A 19,245-nucleotide genomic window follows, 5' to 3' on the forward strand; every position below is an offset into this window, starting at 1 on the left:
TTGGTCTGTGCAGGATTGACGACGCAGACCCGATAGCCCTTGTTGTACAAGAACTCGGCCAGCGCTTCATGGTAGATGCCGGTGGCCTCCATCACGATCAAGGCTGAAGGCTCGACATGCTTCTGCAGCCAGGCGTGGAACTCCTCGAACCCCTTGATTGCATTGGCCAGCTTGGCTTTGGTTTTATGTTTGCCGTTAGGCAGGTATTTGGCGATGTCAAAGGTGTGTTTAGCGGCGTCGACGCCAACATAATCGGACATGATCGTCTCCAATTGGATCAATTGTGATCATCACTGCACTCTGTCCAACCTTGCGAATGCGGGCTCTCGCCAGAGACGGGCCCAAGATACCGTTCGAACTATACGAGTGAGTGTGGAGGGTTGGAGCACGATCTACGTCGCAGGCTCTAGGCCTAAGGAGCTGCACGGCTTCCAGATCCCTCCCTCGATGATCAGTCGAGAACTATCGCTCCTGGCGGAGCGATAGTCGAGATACAAGGAGCTGCCGATAGGCTGCGATCTTTTGATCTTGGCTGCGCCGAAAAGATCGCAGCCTGCGGCAGCTCCTACGCCAATCCGGTTCCCCCAGAAAACAACGGGGGTACACAAAACCTGTAGGAGCTGCCGATAGGCTGCGATCTTTTGATCTTGACTGCGATCTTTTGATCTGCCGCACGATGCCCGACGCCTGTGGTCGTAGATTGTGTCCGCATCCTTTGCGCATTTCGCGCCTGTGTGCTGCGGGCACTCTCTGGAGCGCCGATGAGTCAGGACGTGCTAGCCACCGAAACCAATCGCCGTCAGTTGCAGCAGATCATCTCCGGGCTGTCGGACGGGGTCATTCTGATCGAAGCGGATCAGACCATTCTCTGGGCCAACGAAGCCGCGCTGACCATGCACGGTGTCAGTCAGGTCAGTGAGCTGGGCGCCAATGCGCGGGAATATGCCGAACGCTTTGCCTTGCGCTACCGCAACAACCACCCGGTGCTTGCAGACAGTTACCCGATCAGCCGCGTCGCCAAAGGCGAGATCTTCAGCGATGTGATGGTCGAAGTCACTGCCAACGCCGATCAGCAACGCACCTGGGTTCATCGCATCCGCAGCATGATTCTCGAGGATCGCAGTGGCGAGCCGGAGTCGTTGGTGCTGATTTTCGCCGATGCCACCGATTGGGCCAGCGCCGAGCAACGCTTCGAAAAGACCTTCAACGCCAACCCTGCGCCGGCGGTGATTTGTCGGCTGAGTGACCTGCGTTACATCAAGGTCAATCAGGGCTTTCTAGAGATGACGGGCTATGCCCGCGACCAGATCATCGGCCGTTCGGTGTATGAGGTGGATGTGCTTGAAGATGCCGATCGCAAGGACCTCGCCATCGAGCGCTTGAACGCGGGCGCGACCATTCCGCAGATGGAGGCCGAGCTGCGCTTGCCTGAGGGCGGCAGCAAGCTGGTGATAGTCGCCGGACAGCCGCTGGACATCAATGATGAAGCCTGCATGTTGTTTTCCTTCATGGACCTGGAGCCGCGGCGCAAGGCCGAGGTCGCGCTGCGTCAGAGTGAAGAGCGCTTTGCCAAATCCTTTCGCCTGACGCCAGTGCCGATTCTTGTGTGCTACGCCGAGAGTCGGCAGGTGGTCGATGTCAATGAAGCCTTCCTGACCACCACCGGTTATACGGCTGAAGAATTGCTCGGCAAGACGGTCGAAGAAATAGCCTTTGTCGAAAGCCCTGAGGCCTGTTCCCGCTTGTTCACAGCGCTGGAGAATTCCGGAAGCCTGGACGGTGTGGATCTGAAGGTGCGCAAGAAAGGCGCCGAACTGATTGACTGCGTGGTCTCGGCGGACACTGTCAGCATTCAGGATTCGCCTTGTTATTTGCTGGTACTGATGAACATCACCGAACGCAAGCGTACCGAGCTGGAGCTGGTGGCGGCTATTGAAGAGGTGATGCAGGACGCCTCCTGGTTCAGCCGGACCTTGATCGAAAAACTCGCCAATGTAAAAAGTGTGAATTCACCGCAACTGCCGAGCGTTTCGTTTGCTGACTTGACGGCCCGCGAGCGGGATGTGCTGAGATTGATCTGTGAGGGGTTGGCGGACAAGGAGATCGCAGCGCGCCTGACGCTGGCGCCCAATACCGTGCGCAATCACGTGGCGACGGTGTATTCCAAACTCGATGTTCACAGCCGCAGTGAAGCGATTGTCTGGGCCCGTGAGCGCGGTCTGTTCGCTGGTGAGCGGCGGGCCAAGGGCAAGCAGTAAGGTGCAAATGCACTAGGCCAACCAGTGCAAATTCAGCTTCTGCCGGCTATTGGCGTTTCTTACTCTTTGAAATAGCGATATCCATCTTTTTGGATGGGTACCGCGATCCCTTCAAAGCAGGCAAAGGAACGTTACATGTACAGCGAACAGATCAATGCTGCGGTCGGTGCAGTCGCCGTTAAAGACCTGGCCACCCTCGGGTGATTTCCCTATCGTTATTGCGCGGTTATCTGCAGCAGGGTTTCCTGCCGCTGGCGTGCGACTGTGGTCTGTGTCCCGGGCCTACATTGACCGTGCGGGTCTATGACCCTGCCAGCGGCCGAGTCGATATGGTGGTCAGCGGCCTGCGTCCGGAAACGCTGAAAACCCTGGAAGATGTCCAGGCCCTGATCGAAGAACTGCGCTACGAATTGCAGAGCAACAACCTCGATCGCTCCGGGACGGGGCATTAAAAAACCGCAAAACGTACGCAAATCTCCTGTAGCCGACCCTATTCACGCCGAAACCTCCGTCCCCGGCTCGGTCAACACCTTCCTGAAGGTTTCCACCAGCGGGCGTAGATTGATCCGGTGCCAGGCCGCCCATAACGGCGTGGTGAAGCAAATCCATGGCACTTCCCGCAACACCACCCCAGGTGGCACGTTGCGGCTCAGGCCTTTCTGGATCATCGCGATGCCCAATCCAGAGGCCACCAGCCCCAGCGCGGTAAAGGGTTCGGTCGCCTCCATGCGGATATCCGGGGTGAAGCCGGCGCGGATGCACGCAGAAACAAAATCATCCCGGCTGGCCGCGTCCTGGCGCGGTTGCACGCCAATCCACTCCTGTTCGGCCAGATCCGCGGGTGTCAATTGCGACTGGTTGGCCAGCGGATGCTGTGCGGGTAGCGCCAACAGCATCGGGTCATCCAGCACCTGAAGGCTCTGCAGATCCGGATCGTCAGTGGCGGGCGGTTCGCTGACCAGGGCGATGTCCAGGCTTCTTTGGCGTAATCCCTCAAGCTGTTCGGTGGAGCTCAGGTTGTACAGCGCGACGTGCACGCTTGGCCGGGATCCGCGCAGGACCCGCAAGGCATTCGGCAGCACCCCGGCGTGCATGGCGTTTTCGATGTAGCCGATGCACAGCCCGCCTTCCTCGCCACGGCCGAGCCGCCGGCCCAGGGATTCCAGGCGGCTGGCATGGGTCAGCAGGGCCCGGGTTTCCGCCAGGAAGGTCTGGCCGTCGCGGGTCAGGCGAATGCGTTGCTGGCTGCGTTCGAACAAGGTCAGGCCCAGGCGTTCTTCCAGCTGAGCGATCTGTCGGCTCAGCGGAGACTGGGAAATGTGCAGCCGTTCGGCGGCGCGACCGACGTGTTCTTCCTCGGCGACGGCAACGAAATAGCGGAGTTGGCGGAAGTCGATCATATTAGACCTGTAGGGACTTAACTACTGCGTATTATGTCTTGGACGGTCCGACCATCGCAATCTAGGATCTGCTCAACGGTCACTCAAGTGGCCATGAACTGATGAGGATTGAGCCATGAGTCTGAAAGACAAACTGCCCGGCGTTCTGGGCTTCGGTACCGCGCTTTTGGGCAACATGTTCCGCGCCATCCCCGAGGAAGAAGCTCTGGCGACGGTCGAAGCGGCCTGGGACGCGGGTGTGCGTTACTTCGATACCGCGCCCTTTTATGGTTCGGGCCTGTCGGAGCTGCGTCTGGGCGCGGCCCTGGCGCGGTACAACCGTGACGATTACGTGCTCAGCAGCAAGGTCGGCCGGGTCATCCTCGATGAAGTCGAGGACGCCGCCAACCGCGATCTGGGCGAGAAGAGCGGGGTGTTCGAACACGGCCGTCCAAACAAGATGCTCAACGATTACAGCGCCGACGCGACCCTGCGCTCCATCGAAGACAGCCTCGAACGCCTGCAGACCGACCGCCTGGATATCGTCTGGATTCACGACATCGCTCAGGACTTTTATGGCGATCAGTGGCTGGAGTACTTCAACCAGGCGCGCACCGGCGCGTTCAAAGTGCTGACCCGCCTGCGCGAAGAGGGCGTGATCAAGGCCTGGGGCCTGGGGGTGAACCGCGTCGAGCCTTGCGAGCTGACCCTTGATCTGACCGAAGCGCAACCGGACGGCTTTCTGCTAGCCGGTCGCTACACTCTGTTAGATCACGATCGTGCCCTGCAACGCTTGATGGATGCGGCGCTGGCGCAGAAGGTCGAGATCGTCGTCGGTGGCCCCTACAGTTCGGGGATTCTGGCCGGTGGCGAGCATTTCGAGTACCAGAAAGCCAGCCCGGTGATCATCAACAAAGTCGAACATATCAAGCGCATCGCCCACGCCCATGGGGTCGATATCAAGGCAGCGGCATTGCAGTTCTCCCTGGCCCACCCGGCGGTTGCCGCGGTCATTCCGGGGTCGAGTCGTCCAGGTCGAATCGCTGAAGACGTTGCCGCTTTATCGGCAACAATCCCGCGCGCGTTCTGGCAGGCGCTGCGCGAGGCTCATTTGATTTCTGCCAGTGCCCCTTTACCCACTGCTTAAGCATCTGGAGCCGAATATGAACATTGATTTGACTGGAAAACTCGCGATTGTCAGCGGCAGCACCGCCGGGATCGGGTTGGGGATCAGCAAGGCGCTGGCCGAGTCCGGGGCTACGGTGGTGGTGATCGGTCGCGAGTGGTACAAGGTCGAGCACGCATTAGAGGATATTCGTCAACGTGTGCCCGAGGCCAAACTACGTGGGCTGGAGGCGGATCTGGGCACCGTTGAAGGCGCCGAACAGCTGTTCGCCAGCGAGCCACGGGCGGACATCCTGGTGAACAATCTGGGAATCTTCAACGACGTCGACTTCTTTGACGCCCACGACAGCGAGTGGGCGCGCTTCTATGAAGTCAACGTGATCTCCGGGGTACGCCTGGCACGCCATTACGTACCCGACATGGTCGGCCAGGGCTGGGGCCGGGTGATTTTCCTGTCCTCCGAATCGGGTATCGCCACGCCCGGAGACATGATCAACTACGGCGTCACCAAAAGTGCCAATCTGGCGGTGTCCCACGGTTTGGCCAAGCGCCTGGCGGGAACCGGGGTCACGGTCAATGCGATCTTGCCAGGGCCGACCTTCACCGATGGCCTTGAGCACATGCTCAAGGGCGCCATCGCGAAATCCGGGCGCAGCGCCCGTGAAGAGGCCGATGAGTTTGTACGCAAGGCGCGGCCAACCTCGATTATCCAGCGAGCCGCTGAGGTCGAGGAGGTCGCAAACCTGGTGGCTTATATCGCTTCGCCGCTGTCTTCTGCGACCACCGGCGCAGCCTTGCGGGTCGACGGTGGTGTCGTTGACAGCATGGCGATCTGAAGCTTTTTTAACATTGATTTTTTGGAGAAACTTGCATGGCTAATGCCTCAGAATTCATCGATGTCCCGGTTTCGGCCGATCAGGTCTGGAAATTGATCGGTGGCTTCAACTCGCTACCCGACTGGTTGCCGTTCATTGTCAAAAGCGAACTCAGCGAAGGCGGCCGGGTGCGCAGCCTGCAAACCGCGGACGGCCTGGTAATCGTCGAGCGCCTCGAGGCGTTCGACAATGCCATGCGTTCCTACAGCTACTCGATCAGCCAGGCACCGTTTCCAGTGACCGATTACCTGGCCACCTTGCGCGTTGAAATGCTCGAAAGCGGGCAAACCTCGCGAGTCACCTGGGCGGGACGATTCACCCCGGTCGGCGTCAGTGAAGAAGAGGCGGTGGAGTTGTTTACCGGCATCTACCGTGGAGGACTGGAAGCGTTGCTGGCCAATTTCCAGGATTGAGGGGGATGCCAAAAGATCGCAGGCTGCGCCGACCGCATTTACCCATCGGTTCGCCAATCACCTGTAGGAGCTGCCGCAGGCTGCGGTCTTTTGATCTTCAGCCCTCCGGCATCAAACTCTGATTGGCGAGATTGACACCTTCTTTCAGAATGCAGCTCCAGGCCACGAGCCTTCGCGGCCATTGTCGACCCTGTCCACGTCCAACCCGTGGCTGTTCAGTTCAGCGACGATTTCCCGGGCCGTGATGGCGTCGTCTTCGATGGTCAAGATGCGGGTCATAGGCGTTACCGCAAAGGAGTTCATGACGCAGGGGCGACATTTTGCCCGCAATGGGCTGCAGGCGTTCTAAAAAACCTTCATGTCGGCTTTGCCGAGTCTTCAGGACGCAATCCAGAGTTGGTGAAAGTTGATATCATAACGCCATAATTTTGCCTGGAGGCTTCAACGTGAACGCCTTGTCTCGTCGTGGCTGGATGCCGATTTATGGGGTTTGCCTGAGTTCGCTGTTGATGCTCGTCACTTCGTCGGTATTGGCAGCGAACCAACCGTGCTCGGGCAAGAAAGGTGGAATCGCCGGCTGTGACGGCGAGGCTTTTCTGTGCAATGACGGTTCTATCAGCGGGTCGAAGAAGAGCTGTTCGGCGATCCACGGGGCAGGAAACCTGAGCTCGCGTGCGCAACCCTTGCTGAAAAACGCTGACGGTTGCCAATGCGGCACAGGCAGCTACTGCACCGGGCCACGCGGCGGGGTGTATTGCCTGACGCCAAGCGGCAGCAAAAGCTATAAGCGTCAATAGCCTTCTTTTCTCAAGCCCGCCCCAGTGCATAAAACCCGCCGATATTGCCCGGCTATTGCAAATTGCATGGTCGAGCGCCAGGAAAAAAAACCAACTCATTGAAATAAAGCGATTTATCAAAAGTTCGCAATTGGCACGCTGACTGCAATTTCTCCCACGAGAGTTGTAACTCCATCTTCATGCCGGGAGCAGAACAACAATGAATAGATCCTCTGATACTTATCTCACTGCGCTGGATGAGTCGAGCAGCCACTCAGCGGTGTCCTGGGCGGCGATATTTGCCGGGGCCGTGGCTGCGGCTGCGTTGTCGCTGGTGCTGGTGGTGCTCGGTTTCGGGCTGGGTTTCTCGGCAGTGTCGCCGTGGGCCAACAGCGGCATCAGCGCCAAGAGTCTGGGCATCTCGACCATTGTCTGGCTGGCCTTCACCCAAATCGTTGCATCCGGCATGGGCGGTTACCTTGCCGGTCGATTGCGGGTGAAGTGGGCGAATATGCACGGCGATGAGGTGTACTTTCGCGATACGGCACATGGCTTTCTGGCCTGGGCGGTCGCGACCCTGGTGACCGCGACCTTGGTGCTCGGCTCGCTGAGCAGTATCGTCAGCGGCGGGGTGCAGGCCGGTGCCAGCATCGCCTCCGGTGCAACCAGCGCGATGACCCAGGCGGCCAGCAATGCCGTAAGTAACAGCCGCGGTGATGATGTTGGCTACTTCGTCGACAGCCTGTTCCGTGACAATCGCCCGGCGGCGGTCAGCGATGATGCGGTGCACGGCACGGTGACGCGAATCTTCGTGCGCAGCCTGAGCAACGACGGCCAGCTCGCGGTCGAGGATCGCAATTATCTGGCGCAACTGGTCGCCCAGCGCACCAACCTCAGCCAGCCCGATGCCGAACGCCGGGTCGACGAGGTGTTCGCCAAGACCCAACAGGCCGTAGCGGACGCCAGACAAGCCGCCGAGACCGCCAGCAAAGCCGCAGCCTGGAGTTCGCTGTGGATGTTTGTCGCATTGCTCTGCGGTGCGTTTTTCGCCAGCCTCGCCGCGACCTTCGGCGGTCGCAGCCGGGATGCCGTGGAGTACCTCGAAACCGAAGAATATGTCCGCACCACTACACTGCCGCCCGTTCGCTAAGCCAGGAGAATGACCATGCGCTCATTACTGCTGTTGTTTCTCGGTGTTCCCATTCCGATCATTATCCTGATCGCGCTGCTCACGTGATCTGACGTGTAGGAGCTGCCGAAGGCTCGGGCAGCTCCTACGCCAATCACGTACGTCTGCAATGTTGCTGGTGTACCGTTGACCATCCTCTTGACCATCCTCTTGACCATCCTCTTGACCATCCGGAATAGGCGTCCATCCGCCAGCTATGCTTGTTGATTCAGGTGTCGGGTGGACGCAGGAGGCCTGCCATGGCCACGGTTAAAACTGCACTGGTGCTGGCCGGTGGTGGCAGTCTCGGCGCGGTTCAGGTCGGCATGTTGCGGGCGCTGCTCGAGGCCGGAGTGGCTTTCGATCTGGTGATCGGTGCTTCGGTCGGGGCGATCAATGGCGCGTATTTCGCGGCCAGGCCGACTGCCGAGGGGGTTGCCGAGCTGGCGGACTTCTGGCGCGGGTTGCGCAAGGCGGATGTGTTTCCGTTTTCGCTGACCGATACCCTGGCCGCGATCCTGCGTCGGCGCGGTTATCTGCTGCAATCTTCGGCACTGAAACAGCTGGTGCGTCGGGCGATGCCGGTGACCTTGATCGAACAGACCGAATTGCCGCTGTACATCGTCACCACCAACCTGCTCACCGGTACCGATGAACTGCTGTCGAGCGGCAGTGTTGAACAAGCCTTGCTCGCCAGCGCGGCCATTCCGCTGGTGTTTCCCACTGTGCGGATCGGCGACAAATGGCTGGTTGATGGCGGTGTGACCAGTAATACGCCGATTGCCAGTGCGGTATTTTTGGGCGCAACCCGTGTCGTGGTGGTGCCGACCGGATTCGGTTGTGCCTGTCCACAGCCGCCGACCGGGCTGGTGGCGCTGGCGTTGCATACGCTGAACCTGATGAGCATGCGCCAACTGGTTCGCGACATAGAGTTGTATTCCCCGCGGGCCGATATTCATGTGGTGGCGCCGCTGTGCCCGCTGGGGATTTCGGTGTTCGACTTCAGCCAGACCGATCTGCTGCTACGACGAGCCTATGAACAGACCCAGGACTGGATCGCGAAGGGCGGGCTGGTGCGCACCGGGGTGCCGGGTTCATTGCAGGCCCACACTCACAGCCCGAAGTAAACCGGCTTGCATCCGGGCCTAGTCCTCAAACCCCACCTGTTCGTGAATCTCGTCGACCTTCAATTCCAGGCGATAGGCCACGGCGATAAATAGCGCCTGGCACAGACACAAGGTGGCACTCAACGAGCGGAAGGCAAACGAGCTGCCCTCATTGACCAGCAGCACGGTATTGGCGCGCTTGGCCAGGGGCGACAGGTTGCTGTCGGTAATGATCAGGGTTTTTGCCTGATGGTGTTGGGCGATCCGCAGGCAATGCTGGGTTTCCTTGCCATAGGGCGTGAAGCTGATGGCGATCACCAGATCGTTGGCGCGCACGCTGCGCATTTGTTCGCGGTAACTGCCGCCCAGGCCCGAGACCAGGTGGATGCGCTTGTTGGTGTGCTGCAGGTTGTAGACCAGGTAATCGGCCACCGCGAAGGAACGGCGCACGCCGACCACGTAGATGTTGTCGGCATTCACCACCAGGTCCACGGCCTTGTCGAAGGCCTGGTCGTCCAGTTCCAGACCCAGACGTTCGATACCCGACAGCGTCGCATTGATGCATTCGCGCGCCAGATCGCCGCCGCTGGCCTTCTGTGATTTGTTGGCGATCATGCTGCGAATGCGCTGCTGGTAGTTCTGCACCGGGGTGGTCTTATGGGTGTAGGCCTCGCGGAACAACGCCTGCATTTCACTGAAGCCGCTGAAACCGAAGCGCTGGGAGAAGCGCACGATGGCCGAGGGGTGCACTTCGCATTCACGAGCGATGGATTGGCTGAACGGACATCAAAGATCGTCTGAACGCAGCCCGAACCTGCGGCAGCTCCTGCCGTGGATCACTTTCCGTCGGTCGCTGTTGGTAAGTCCCGGATCTCCCATTGAAAACCTGACAACCGCGTCGCCGTTTATCTTCTATATAGCGCCGCTCGATTGAATTTCTTGCTATAAACGCACTCCGATGACCGCCTGCAAAGCCTGCCTTAGCGCATTTTCAAGCTTTGTGGGACAAATTCGCTGTCATTTCAGTTGCTGCGCCCTCAAGTCGGCCTTAGACTGCCGCCCCTCGTAAATTGAGTGCCGGGTGGCGCTTGGAATGCATGGCGCCTTTCCGACGATCTGAACCGGTCGGCTGGAACGCTCCCTTATTCGCCTTAATGCACGTATTTTTTATAGAGAAATCAATGACAAAGGAAAAGTTGCTGGCCATGCCGGCGGATGACTACATGAACGCCGAGCAACTGGCTTTCTTCACTGCGCTGCTGCAAGCGATGAAGGTTGAAACCCACGCGCGTATCGAGCAGAGCCGCATTGCCATTGAAAGCCTGGACACTCCTGCCGACCCTGCCGACGCCGCTTCCGTTGAAGAAGAGCGCCACTGGCTGGTCAACGTGATCGATCGTGACCAGCGCATGCTGCCGCAGCTGGAAATGGCCCTGGGCCGTATTGCAGAAGACACCTTCGGCTGGTGCGACGACAGCGGCGAGGCCATCGGCCTGAAACGCCTGCTGATCAGCCCGACCACCAAGTACTGCATCGAAGCTCAAGAACGCCACGAGCAAATCGACAAGCACCAGCGTCAGGCTTGATAGGGCTTTTTGTGGCGAGGGAGCTTACTGTGGATGGGGCTTGTTGTGGCGAGGGGGCTTGCCCCCGCTGGGCCGCGCAGCGGCCCCAAAATCAGCCACCGTGTTCCGTCAGGTAAAACCCGTCTGCCGGTTTTACGACTGCTGCGCAGCCGAGCGGGGGCAAGCCCCCTCGCCACAGGTCCAACGTTCGCCCCCCCTTACACACTTCTATTGATCTGCTGCAACCCCACGACTAAGGGACCATAGATAATGGCCCGGTAGTGGCGTCTAATGCAGACAAAATAAATAGAAGCAGCAGTGGGGTGACCAACATGACGAGCCACGGATCTCTGGCTGGCGCTACGCCGAATTCTGCGGCGTCGCTCAAGACGCCGGCACGCTGGCTGGCCCCCACGATGCAAAGCATTGCCCTGATGCTGGTGCTCGCTGGCATGGCTTTCGGCGGCTGGTCGCTTTACCTGTGCCTGCCGCTGGCGGTATTGACCATTTGGCTGCCTCGCCTGCGTTCGCGACCGGTGATCGATCCGACGGTTGCGGATGCTTCCAGCGCCATCGCCGAGTTGACTCGCGACCTTTCCTATACCACCAGCCATAACGCCTTGTCCGCCGCCGGCGTGGCCTTCTCGGTCAAGCAGTTGGCCGCCAGGGTGCAGTCGCAGCTGGATGCCGCGGCGCGAATCGTCAGCAGCGCCGAAGTGATGATTGGCACCGAGCAAGTGACCTCGCAACTCAGTCGACAAGCCCTGAGCGCGGCCAGCGAGGCCCATCAGAGCAGTATCGAAGGGCGTACGGTGCTCGCCGAGTCGATTACTCGCATGCATCAGCTCAGCCAGCGCGCCAATGACAGTCGTCAGTTGATGGAAGCCCTGAGTCTGCGCAGTGAAGAAATACAGCGGGTGACCCTGGTGATTCAGTCGATCGCCAGCCAGACCAACCTGTTGGCGCTGAACGCAGCGATTGAAGCGGCGCGTGCGGGCGAACACGGACGCGGTTTCGCCGTGGTTGCCGACGAAGTTCGCGGCCTGGCCGGACGCACGGCCACGGCGACCGAGGAAGTCGGGGTGATGGTCGCCGATATCCAGCAGCGCACGGCGCAGGTGGTGGAACAGATTCGCCAGTTGTCCAGTGACCTCAATACCGGGGTCGAGCAGGTGCAGCACACTGGCCAATCGTTGCAGACTATTGCCCGGCTGGCGGCGGGAGTGGAGAGCCAGGTGAGTGACATCGCCAAGGGTGCAGACACCAATCGCGAACAACTCGACAGCCTGTTCCATGCCGTCGAGCAGATGCGCAGCGACCTGGCGGTCAGCGATCAACAGACCCGGAGCCTGGCCGAGGCGGCGGTGCAGATGGAAGGCCAGGCCGAAACCATCAGCGAGCGCCTGGCTGAAGTCGGGCTGGACGACTATCACCAGCGCGTTTATGACCTGGCCCTGGAAGGTGCCAGGCAGATTGCCGCGCAGTTCGAAGCGGATATCGATCAGGGCCGTGTCAGTCTGGAGGACCTGTTCGACCGCAACTATCAGGCGATCCCCAAAACCAGTCCGGCAAAATTCCAGACCCGTTTCGACCGATACACCGATCAGGTGTTGCCGGCGATTCAGGAGCCATTACTGGCGCGTCATGAGGGCCTGGTGTTCGCTATTGCCTGTACCCAGCAGGGTTACGTGCCGACCCACAACACGCTATTCAGCCAGCCACTGACCGGTGACGCGCAAGTCGATACGCTGCATAACCGCACAAAACGAAAGTTTGCCGACCGAACCGGGATCCGCTGTGGCAGCCATCAACAACCGGTGTTGCTGCAGACCTATACCCGCGACACCGGTGAGCTGATGCATGACCTTTCGGTGCCAATCATGCTCAAGGGGCGGCATTGGGGTGGCTTGCGGTTGGGCTACAAGCCTGAGCGCGCGCCACGCCGCTAAGGGATTGTTACGCCTGATGCAAATAACCTATGCAGGGCGATAGCTTTTTCCCTACCGGGTAACTCATTAATATGCCGACATTGTTAGGCAGCTAATGAAATGCTCGGGAAGTGCTCATGCAAAGCAAGGTCGATGTTGCGGTAATGATTGGTAGCGGGGTGCCTTTCGCGCTGCGGGCGCTGGGGCAAAGTGTCTGCTGGGTCGTATTGCTCAATGGCGAGCGACGCGGCACCGCGTTCTGCAGTCGGGATGAAGCCGAGGAGTGCAGGGCTGCCTGGCTGGCTCAACTGAATGTCGAGAAGCCCGACAGCCTGCATTGAGCGCTGCGTTAGTGCCTTTGATGCATGCGCAGGTTCAGGTCGTCGACCACTCGTGCCCAATCGGCATCTTCGCGTAGCTGTTCTTTCAGGAACGCAGCCTGCTGGGGTGACCAGAATTCAGCGTCTATCAGTTTTTTATCGTTGGCCAGCGGCGAGTGGCTGGCTATGAAATCGTCGATAGCTTTCTGATTGGAGTCCAGTCCCAGCTGATCGAACAGGCCTGTCAAATCATGTGTCGGTGAATCCATGGTCGTCTCCTTCCCGATTGGCAACCCAAGGGTTCGAGGGTTGAGGTCTCATTGCCACACTGTACCTGAGGGGAGACTGACGCCAAGAGTTCGATTGGCAGCAGAGCCAGCCTCAGGCTGAAGTATTGATCATGCCGTCAAGGCTAGCTCAGGTCTGGAACAAGGCCATGGTCGCCATGGAATTCGCGCGGGTGACTGCCGTCAGGCAGATGGATCAAGCGTTCAGCGCGCCTTCATCGACAGCAAGTTTCAGCGACTTGGCCGCTTCTCTGGCTGCCGTTTCGGCGACGTCCGAGGTCTTGAACCAGCGATCCTTTTCGACCTGATGGTAGGTCACGGTGGTCAGGGGCGGTTTGGCGCGCATCACGATGACCGCTTGAAACTCGCCTTCTACTTCCCTGGACTCGCCATGGATGAAAAATTCACCTATATCAAATTCCGTCACGTAACGCCTTCCCATGGAGGTTGTTGTACTTTTTGAAGCACAGCCTGGCAGGCTGCTTTTCAATGGTCGGGCCAGTATGGCAGTTGTTGCCTGCCGGTGGCTGAGTAAAGTCATCGGAGTGACGAAACGATTGCATCGGCAACGCCTGGTCGACGGTTCAACTATTGATCTCAAGGGCCCTTGCCAGCGCACAGGCTTCGTTGTGGTTGCGACGGAATCCTCTTACGCGTCCGCTGGAGATTTCCTTAATGTGAAAAAAATTTTTGCCGGCGTTTACAACCCGATAACGCAGCAAAGGCAGGTATTCAGGTGCTGGTTCCTGTGAGTAGAATGGCTTGTCACGCAGAGGTGCCAGGCAGTTTTCGAAAGTGCCCGGGTCCTGGGCGAAGGGTAGAGGTGTGTGCATAGGAAATCCTTTTCTATGGTTTTACCGACGTCTGACCGACGCTATCTGTAGTCTCAATGAGCATGGCTGCTCTAGAATCACCTCTAGCGCTGGAGGTATAGGCCTATCTAAAGCATTTTTTTGCTAGCGATATGTCAGAAAAGTGCTTTTCTAAAAGAGTTTTTTCCCTGAAGTTGATAGTCCAGTATTCTCTGGCCATAAGAAGGGCGATTTCCTTCAAGGTCTGACGATGGCATGGACAGGCAGCGCCAGCGTTGCTCCACTAGTCTTGGCCTGTTGCATGTTGGCGCCGTGTTCAACTCTGTTCAGGGATCTGAGTGTCAGTCATTGGCGTGCGCCTTCGCATGGCGAATGTTGAGCGTGTGCCGACACCGGCGTTTTTTGTGCTGTCTGCGTTTCATGCAGGCAGAATCATTTTTAGATTCGGGGACGTTTCCTTGGCAGTAAGTAATCTCGATATGCATGCTTTGTTCGTGCTCGGTGATTTGCGCGCAAAGCTGGTCAAACAGTTTCAATCACGTTTCGTCTACATCACCGAGCAGACCGCTGAAGGTATCTACATCGCCGAGATCGATACCGAAACAGCAATGGTCGTCGATGATAAGCAGCACCTGGAACTCAAGGTGGGTGACCATTTCCGCGCTGCGGTATTGCCCAGCCGTGAAGGTGGCAAGTTCGAAATCAAGTTTCGCGAGATCAAACTCACGGTTTATGGTCTGGGCGAATATGCGTTTGTCACCACCGCCGAAGGCCATGCCATCCTGTTCAAGGAAGGGCAATCCGTAGTGACGGTGTTCGCCGCCAAAGAACAACTGCAGGGTGGGCTGACCAAGACCTTGAAGGCAGTCACCGCTAAAGCAGCGAAGTGGCGCAAGGGCGAACTTACGTTCAAGGCCAGCGAGTAATGACGCTGACCCGCGCCGATTTCCATGAGCAGAACCTTGAGAGTGCCAGCGCGCTGGCCCTTCGCCTTTTCGCTGAAAAGGCCGTTCTCCAAGGTGCCTGGCTGGGTTGGGTCGCCTCGCAGATCTACAGCTTGCGTCCGGCGGAGTACGCCAGCATGGTTAGAAGGGAACTCAAGCGCTTGCAGGAATCCTGCGAAAAATAGCCGACATGCCTCGAAAGCAGGAACCTCTACTACAGTCAGTTGACTGAACTACCAGAGGTTCGCGGTCTTCTTCTGGAAGATCATCCTGCTATTGCTGTGAAAAGCACGAGGTGCATAAGCATGAAAGGATTTCGAGTGCTGCTGGCCAGCACATTGACCACTCTCTGTTTGTTGACTGCATCCATCCCGGCATCAGCCGCTGCGGCACCGATTCATTTTGCCGACCTCAACTGGGAAAGCGGCAGCCTGATCACCGACATCCTGCGGATCATTGTCGAGAAGGGTTACGGCCTGCCTACCGATACGCTTCCGGGTACCACCATCACCCTGGAAACCGCCTTGGCCAACAATGACATCCAGGTCATCGGCGAAGAGTGGGCAGGGCGCAGCCCGGTGTGGGTCAAGGCCGAGGCCGAGGGCAAGGTGGTGAGCCTGGGCGATACCGTCAAAGGCGCGACCGAAGGGTGGTGGGTGCCTGAATATGTGATCAAGGGCGATCCGGCCAAAGGTATCAAGCCCATGGCGCCGGGCTTGCGCAGCGTGACCGATCTGCCGCGGTACAAGGATGTTTTCAGTGATCCGGAAACGCCCGGCAAGGGCCGGTTTCTCAATAGCCCGATTGGCTGGACCTCGGAAGTGGTCAATGCACAGAAGCTCAAGGCCTACGGCCTGACCGACAGCTATGTGAATTTTCGCAGCGGCTCCGGTGCGGCGCTGGACGCGGAAATCAGCTCGTCGATCCGGCGTGGCAAGCCGGTGCTGTTTTATTACTGGTCGCCCACGCCGTTACTTGGGCGTTTCAAGTTGATCCAGCTGGAGGAACCGCCCTTCGACGCCGAAGCCTGGAAAACCCTGACCGACGCCGATAATCCCAACCCCAAGCCAACGCGCTCGCTGCCGTCGAAACTGTCGATTGGTGTGTCTACACTGTTCCAGAAGCAATACCCGCAGCTGGCGGAGTTCTTCACCAAGGTCGATTTTCCGATCGATCCTTTGAACAAGGCGTTGGCTGACATGAGCGAAAAACACACCGCACCGCGCCAGGCGGCCGAAGCCTTTATGAAGGCCCATCCGGATGTGTGGCGGGCGTGGTTGCCCAAGGATGTGGCGGAGAAGGTTGCTGCGGCGTTGAAATAAATGGATCTGGCTAAAGGTGATGTTGGTTCTTGCGACGCTATCGCGAGCAAGCTCGCTCCCACATTGGATCTGCGTCAAACCCGGCTTATATGATCGGCGCAGATCCTGTGGGAGCGAGCTTGCTCGCGATAGCGGTATCCCTGAAAAAACACCTCAGCCGCGAAGCCTTTCAGTCACTCAAAACCGGCTCTGCACCGCCAGCTCGAACGTCCTTGGCGTCCCCAGGTAGTACGCCGGCGAAACATGGGCGAATTCGGCATAAACCTCGTTGGTGAGGTTGCGCACCCGGCCAGTCACTGTGGTGTGCCGGTCCACCTTGAAGCTGAGAAAGGTCCCGTACAAGGTGTAGGACGGCAAGGTCAGGGTATTGGCGTTGTCGGCATACACTGACGCCACATAACGCGCATCGACGCCGCCTTGCCAGGCCGGGGCAAAATCATAGGTCAGCCACAGATTGCCGACCTGCTTTGGAACGTTGGTCGGGGTATTGCCCTTGCGTGAGACCACCACCCCTGCGGCATTTTTCTCATTGAATTCGTCGTACTCGGCATCGACCCAGGCAAAGTTGCCTTCGGCCAACAGCTTCGGGGTGATCCTGAAGGAGCCTGCAAGCTCGATGCCTTTGGAGGTCTGCTGGCCAACCGGGATGCTTTGAGTCGGGTCCAGCGGATCGGTCACCGCGAAATCCTTGCGCTCGATCGTATAGGCCGCCAGCGTCGCTGAACCGCGACCGTCCAGGTAGTCGAACTTGCTGCCGACTTCCCATTGCTTGCCGGTAGAAATATCGAAATCCTGAGTGCCGCCCGGTTGCTCGGCGGCGGTGCTGTATTGCACATACACATTGGCGCTCGGAATGAACTGGTAGGTCAGGCCCGCCCGGCCGGTCAGCGGCTCCCAGCTGCGATCGAGATGGCGTGGATTGCTTGCGGTCACCGCGCGATGGTTGGTCACCTCAAGATCGATGTCGTCGTAGCGCAGGCCGGTCAGCAGCGACAGCTTGTCGGTGAGCGCCAGGCGGTTCTCGACGAAGAGCGCCTTGGTGGTGACTTCATTGGTTTTGTCACTGACGAAGCCCGATTTTGTTCCGGGGATATCATAGAAATGCCCGGGGTCGTAGTGGTCCGGGTCGACCGCGCTCGGGCCTTTGACGTTCAGCGGCGAGTTGGTGGTGCGGTTGACCTTGTACTCGAAACCGCCGGACCAGGTGGTGTCGAGGCCGAACAGGCGATTGTCGTGACGCAGCTCGAACTGGTTGCCGTTCTGCTCGCCCTGATGGCGCACCTGATAAGCGGTTGAGCGGTTCACCAGACTGTTATCGGCGTTGTACTGGTAGGTTTCCAGGTTGCGGTAATCGCGCTGGCTGTCCAGGTGGTAGAGGGTATTGCGCAGGCTGGTGCTGTCGTTGATGCTGTAGTCGATGATCGAGCGGGCCCAGATCGTCCGTTGTTCATAACGACCGTCCTCGACGTTGTAGTTGTTGAAGCGGTTGTGCCGGTCGATCTTCAACTCGCCGCGCTTGGGATTCAGCACCGGCGTGCCCCAGTAAGGGCTGTCTTCATGTTCGTCCTGATATTCCAGCGCCAGGGTATGGGACAGATCGGGGGTCAGGTCGCTGAGCAAGGAAAATGCGGCGCTCCAGGAGTTGCGCTCCTGGCGGTCGATATAGCCGTTGCTGGCGTTGCGACTGACGTCCAGTCGCGCGTAGTGCTGTACGTCCGAGCCGGCGTCGCTCAGGGCATGATTGAGACCGAAGGCGACCTCGCCGGTGTCATAGGTGCCATAGCTGACCCGGCCTTCAGCCGCTTGCTCCTCGCGGGTTGCAAGTTTGGTGACGTAGTTCAGCGAACCGCCGACGGAACCGGCGCCATTGATCAGCGACGATGGGCCGCCGACCAGTTCCACCCGGTCATAGATCCAGGCATCCACCGGCCGGGCCAGGCCGCCGGAAACATTCACGCCATTGAACATCTGGGTGATCTGGCTGCTGGTAAAGCCGCGATAGGAGACGAAGCCGCCAAACCCCGGCGGTGCGCTGGCATTCACCCCAGGCAGGGTGTTCGCGGCATCCTGGAAATTCTGCGCGCCGTGGCGCTCGATGTCGTTGCGATTGGCCACGGCGATCGAGGCCGGGGTTTCACGAACGCTCAAGCCCAGGCGCGACGCCATGCCGCTGGATTGATCCAGGCTCAGGCCGGGAGTGGACTGCGGGTCAGCGCCGCCAATGGTGGTCGGCGCCAGCTCAATGGAGGTTTGCGCCCAGGTAGTAGCGGACAGGCAGCCGAACAGGCCTGCGAGCAGGGAAAAGGCTTTCATCGATAGATCCTGAAGTCTTGGCGTGGAAAACAGCGCACAGGCCAACGCCACGCGTTAGCGAGCCGGGCTGATCAAGAAAAGGCGAAAGACTTAAACGACAGGAGGGGCGCGAGGGTTGGCCGTCGGCCAGATTGAACGGGTCGGGATATCAGCGTTGGACAGCAGCAACAGTGGCGGGCTGTGTTGCTGCGGCAGGAGCGCCAGGGTCAGGCTGGAATTGAATGCCGGACCCATGCCGCCGGTGGAGCACAGCGGGCAGCCGAAGGCTTTGGTCAGGGTCGGCAGTTTTTCTTCGTTGGGGTTCGATTGGGCCGGCGCCTGGGTGCGCGGGTCGACCGTACAAAACTGGCCGCCGATACCGTTGAGCTGCTGGCCGACCATTTGCCCGTGACCGATACTGCAGGCGAACACATTGAACAGGACGCAGCAGTAAAGCATCCAGGCAATCAGTGAGCGGTCGGTACGAGCGAGTTTCATGGGGCGGCACTTTAACACTGCTGGTGGGGCAGGAATTGACTAAAAGCGTCGAGGGCGTTCATTTACACCACTTTGTGTGGTGCAGGGGTTGAAGTTGCGGATCGTTGCCTGGTTTTGAGTTGCCGCGGGCATTGCCATCGCGAGCAGGCTCGCTCCCACAGGTTCAGCACAAGTCAT

General features: G+C 59.0%; 20 protein-coding genes and 2 pseudogenes. 14 read left to right on the forward strand and 8 right to left on the reverse strand.

The features are described from left to right. Positions 1-260, reverse strand: a 260-nt coding sequence (locus tag F8N85_RS28815) for an IS110 family transposase (RefSeq protein ID WP_150806867.1), incomplete at its 3' end; no start/stop codon positions are given. Between the two features lie 501 nt (positions 261-761). Here F8N85_RS28815 and F8N85_RS28820 point away from each other — a divergent pair. Together F8N85_RS28820 and F8N85_RS28825 are read left to right on the forward strand one after the other, a co-directional pair. Then, complete coding sequence (locus F8N85_RS28820; protein WP_150806868.1) at positions 762-2,258, forward strand: helix-turn-helix transcriptional regulator; 1,497 nt, start codon at positions 762-764, stop codon at positions 2,256-2,258. 200 nt (positions 2,259-2,458) lie between these two features. Next, on the forward strand, positions 2,459-2,710 hold the full coding sequence (locus F8N85_RS28825; protein ID WP_150806869.1) for a DUF1652 domain-containing protein: 252 nt from the start codon (positions 2,459-2,461) through the stop codon (positions 2,708-2,710). 42 nt (positions 2,711-2,752) lie between these two features. Here the strand turns inward: F8N85_RS28825 and F8N85_RS28830 are convergent, their stop codons facing one another. Beyond that, positions 2,753-3,658, reverse strand: coding sequence for a LysR substrate-binding domain-containing protein (locus F8N85_RS28830; RefSeq protein ID WP_150806870.1), 906 nt, complete (start codon positions 3,656-3,658; stop codon positions 2,753-2,755). Between the two features lie 115 nt (positions 3,659-3,773). Here F8N85_RS28830 and F8N85_RS28835 point away from each other — a divergent pair, with 115 nt between their 5' ends. From F8N85_RS28835 to F8N85_RS28845, 3 genes are read left to right on the forward strand one after another with little or no spacing between them, the layout of a single operon-like run. Further along, positions 3,774-4,784, forward strand: coding sequence for an aldo/keto reductase (locus F8N85_RS28835; protein ID WP_150806871.1), 1,011 nt, complete (start codon positions 3,774-3,776; stop codon positions 4,782-4,784). A gap of 16 nt (positions 4,785-4,800) precedes the next feature. Continuing rightward, a complete protein-coding gene (locus F8N85_RS28840) occupies positions 4,801-5,598 on the forward strand; it encodes an SDR family NAD(P)-dependent oxidoreductase (protein WP_150806872.1) in 798 nt (265 codons plus the stop codon). A gap of 35 nt (positions 5,599-5,633) precedes the next feature. Then, positions 5,634-6,050: an SRPBCC family protein gene (locus tag F8N85_RS28845; protein WP_150806873.1), complete on the forward strand. Its 417-nt coding sequence runs from the start codon at positions 5,634-5,636 to the stop codon at positions 6,048-6,050. Positions 6,051-6,218: 168 nt separating this feature from the next. Here the strand turns inward: F8N85_RS28845 and F8N85_RS28850 are convergent. Further along, positions 6,219-6,329, reverse strand: a pseudogene (locus F8N85_RS28850) (DNA-binding response regulator); the annotation flags it as partial. 194 nt (positions 6,330-6,523) lie between these two features. On the opposite strand from F8N85_RS28850, the gene F8N85_RS28855 reads away from it, so the two are divergent. The 3 genes from F8N85_RS28855 (at position 6,524) to F8N85_RS28865 (ending at position 9,121) form a co-directional block, all read left to right on the forward strand. After that, complete coding sequence (locus tag F8N85_RS28855; protein ID WP_150806918.1) at positions 6,524-6,847, forward strand: hypothetical protein; 324 nt, start codon at positions 6,524-6,526, stop codon at positions 6,845-6,847. Between the two features lie 199 nt (positions 6,848-7,046). Continuing rightward, a complete protein-coding gene (locus tag F8N85_RS28860; protein ID WP_150806874.1) occupies positions 7,047-7,976 on the forward strand; it encodes a hypothetical protein in 930 nt (309 codons plus the stop codon). Positions 7,977-8,254: 278 nt separating this feature from the next. After that, positions 8,255-9,121, forward strand: coding sequence for a patatin-like phospholipase family protein (locus F8N85_RS28865; RefSeq protein ID WP_150806875.1), 867 nt, complete (start codon positions 8,255-8,257; stop codon positions 9,119-9,121). A gap of 18 nt (positions 9,122-9,139) precedes the next feature. Here the strand turns inward: F8N85_RS28865 and F8N85_RS28870 are convergent. Further along, positions 9,140-9,868: pseudogene (locus F8N85_RS28870) on the reverse strand (MurR/RpiR family transcriptional regulator); the annotation flags it as partial. Positions 9,869-10,281: 413 nt separating this feature from the next. Here F8N85_RS28870 and F8N85_RS28875 point away from each other — a divergent pair. From F8N85_RS28875 to F8N85_RS28890, 3 genes are all read left to right on the forward strand, one after another. Next, on the forward strand, positions 10,282-10,686 hold the full coding sequence (locus F8N85_RS28875; protein WP_150806876.1) for a TraR/DksA family transcriptional regulator: 405 nt from the start codon (positions 10,282-10,284) through the stop codon (positions 10,684-10,686). 698 nt (positions 10,687-11,384) lie between these two features. Beyond that, positions 11,385-12,614: a methyl-accepting chemotaxis protein gene (locus tag F8N85_RS28885; RefSeq protein ID WP_224795771.1), complete on the forward strand. Its 1,230-nt coding sequence runs from the start codon at positions 11,385-11,387 to the stop codon at positions 12,612-12,614. A gap of 116 nt (positions 12,615-12,730) precedes the next feature. Next, a complete protein-coding gene (locus tag F8N85_RS28890; RefSeq protein WP_150806878.1) occupies positions 12,731-12,934 on the forward strand; it encodes a hypothetical protein in 204 nt (67 codons plus the stop codon). Between the two features lie 8 nt (positions 12,935-12,942). Here the strand turns inward: F8N85_RS28890 and F8N85_RS28895 are convergent, their stop codons facing one another. Then, a complete protein-coding gene (locus F8N85_RS28895; RefSeq protein ID WP_150644313.1) occupies positions 12,943-13,182 on the reverse strand; it encodes a DUF2789 domain-containing protein in 240 nt (79 codons plus the stop codon). Positions 13,183-13,396: 214 nt separating this feature from the next. Then, on the reverse strand, positions 13,397-13,627 hold the full coding sequence (locus tag F8N85_RS28900; protein ID WP_150806919.1) for a hypothetical protein: 231 nt from the start codon (positions 13,625-13,627) through the stop codon (positions 13,397-13,399). 864 nt (positions 13,628-14,491) lie between these two features. Between F8N85_RS28900 and F8N85_RS28910 the strand changes: the two genes are divergently transcribed. From F8N85_RS28910 to F8N85_RS28920, 3 genes are all read left to right on the forward strand, one after another. Further along, positions 14,492-14,938: a hypothetical protein gene (locus F8N85_RS28910; RefSeq protein WP_191636289.1), complete on the forward strand. Its 447-nt coding sequence runs from the start codon at positions 14,492-14,494 to the stop codon at positions 14,936-14,938. Then, positions 14,938-15,141 (forward strand): hypothetical protein, encoded by a 204-nt coding sequence (locus F8N85_RS28915; protein ID WP_150806880.1) that lies wholly within the window; start codon positions 14,938-14,940, stop codon positions 15,139-15,141. Before F8N85_RS28910 ends, F8N85_RS28915 begins: the two co-directional genes overlap by 1 nt. Positions 15,142-15,261: 120 nt before the next feature. After that, the gene (locus tag F8N85_RS28920; RefSeq protein WP_150806881.1) at positions 15,262-16,278 is read left to right on the forward strand and encodes an ABC transporter substrate-binding protein; all 1,017 of its coding nucleotides are present in this window, start codon (positions 15,262-15,264) and stop codon (positions 16,276-16,278) included. Between the two features lie 177 nt (positions 16,279-16,455). Here the strand turns inward: F8N85_RS28920 and F8N85_RS28925 are convergent, their stop codons facing one another. Then, on the reverse strand, positions 16,456-18,591 hold the full coding sequence (locus tag F8N85_RS28925) for a TonB-dependent receptor (RefSeq protein WP_150806882.1): 2,136 nt from the start codon (positions 18,589-18,591) through the stop codon (positions 16,456-16,458). Positions 18,592-18,681: 90 nt separating this feature from the next. Beyond that, positions 18,682-19,068 carry a DUF2946 domain-containing protein gene (locus tag F8N85_RS28930; protein ID WP_150806883.1) on the reverse strand — a complete coding sequence of 129 codons (387 nt, stop codon included), beginning with the start codon at positions 19,066-19,068 and terminating at the stop codon, positions 18,682-18,684. Positions 19,069-19,245 lie beyond the last annotated feature (177 nt).

The sequence above is a fragment of the Pseudomonas fluorescens genome (assembly GCF_902497875.1).
GTDB classification, from domain to species: domain Bacteria; phylum Pseudomonadota; class Gammaproteobacteria; order Pseudomonadales; family Pseudomonadaceae; genus Aquipseudomonas; species Aquipseudomonas fluorescens_BR.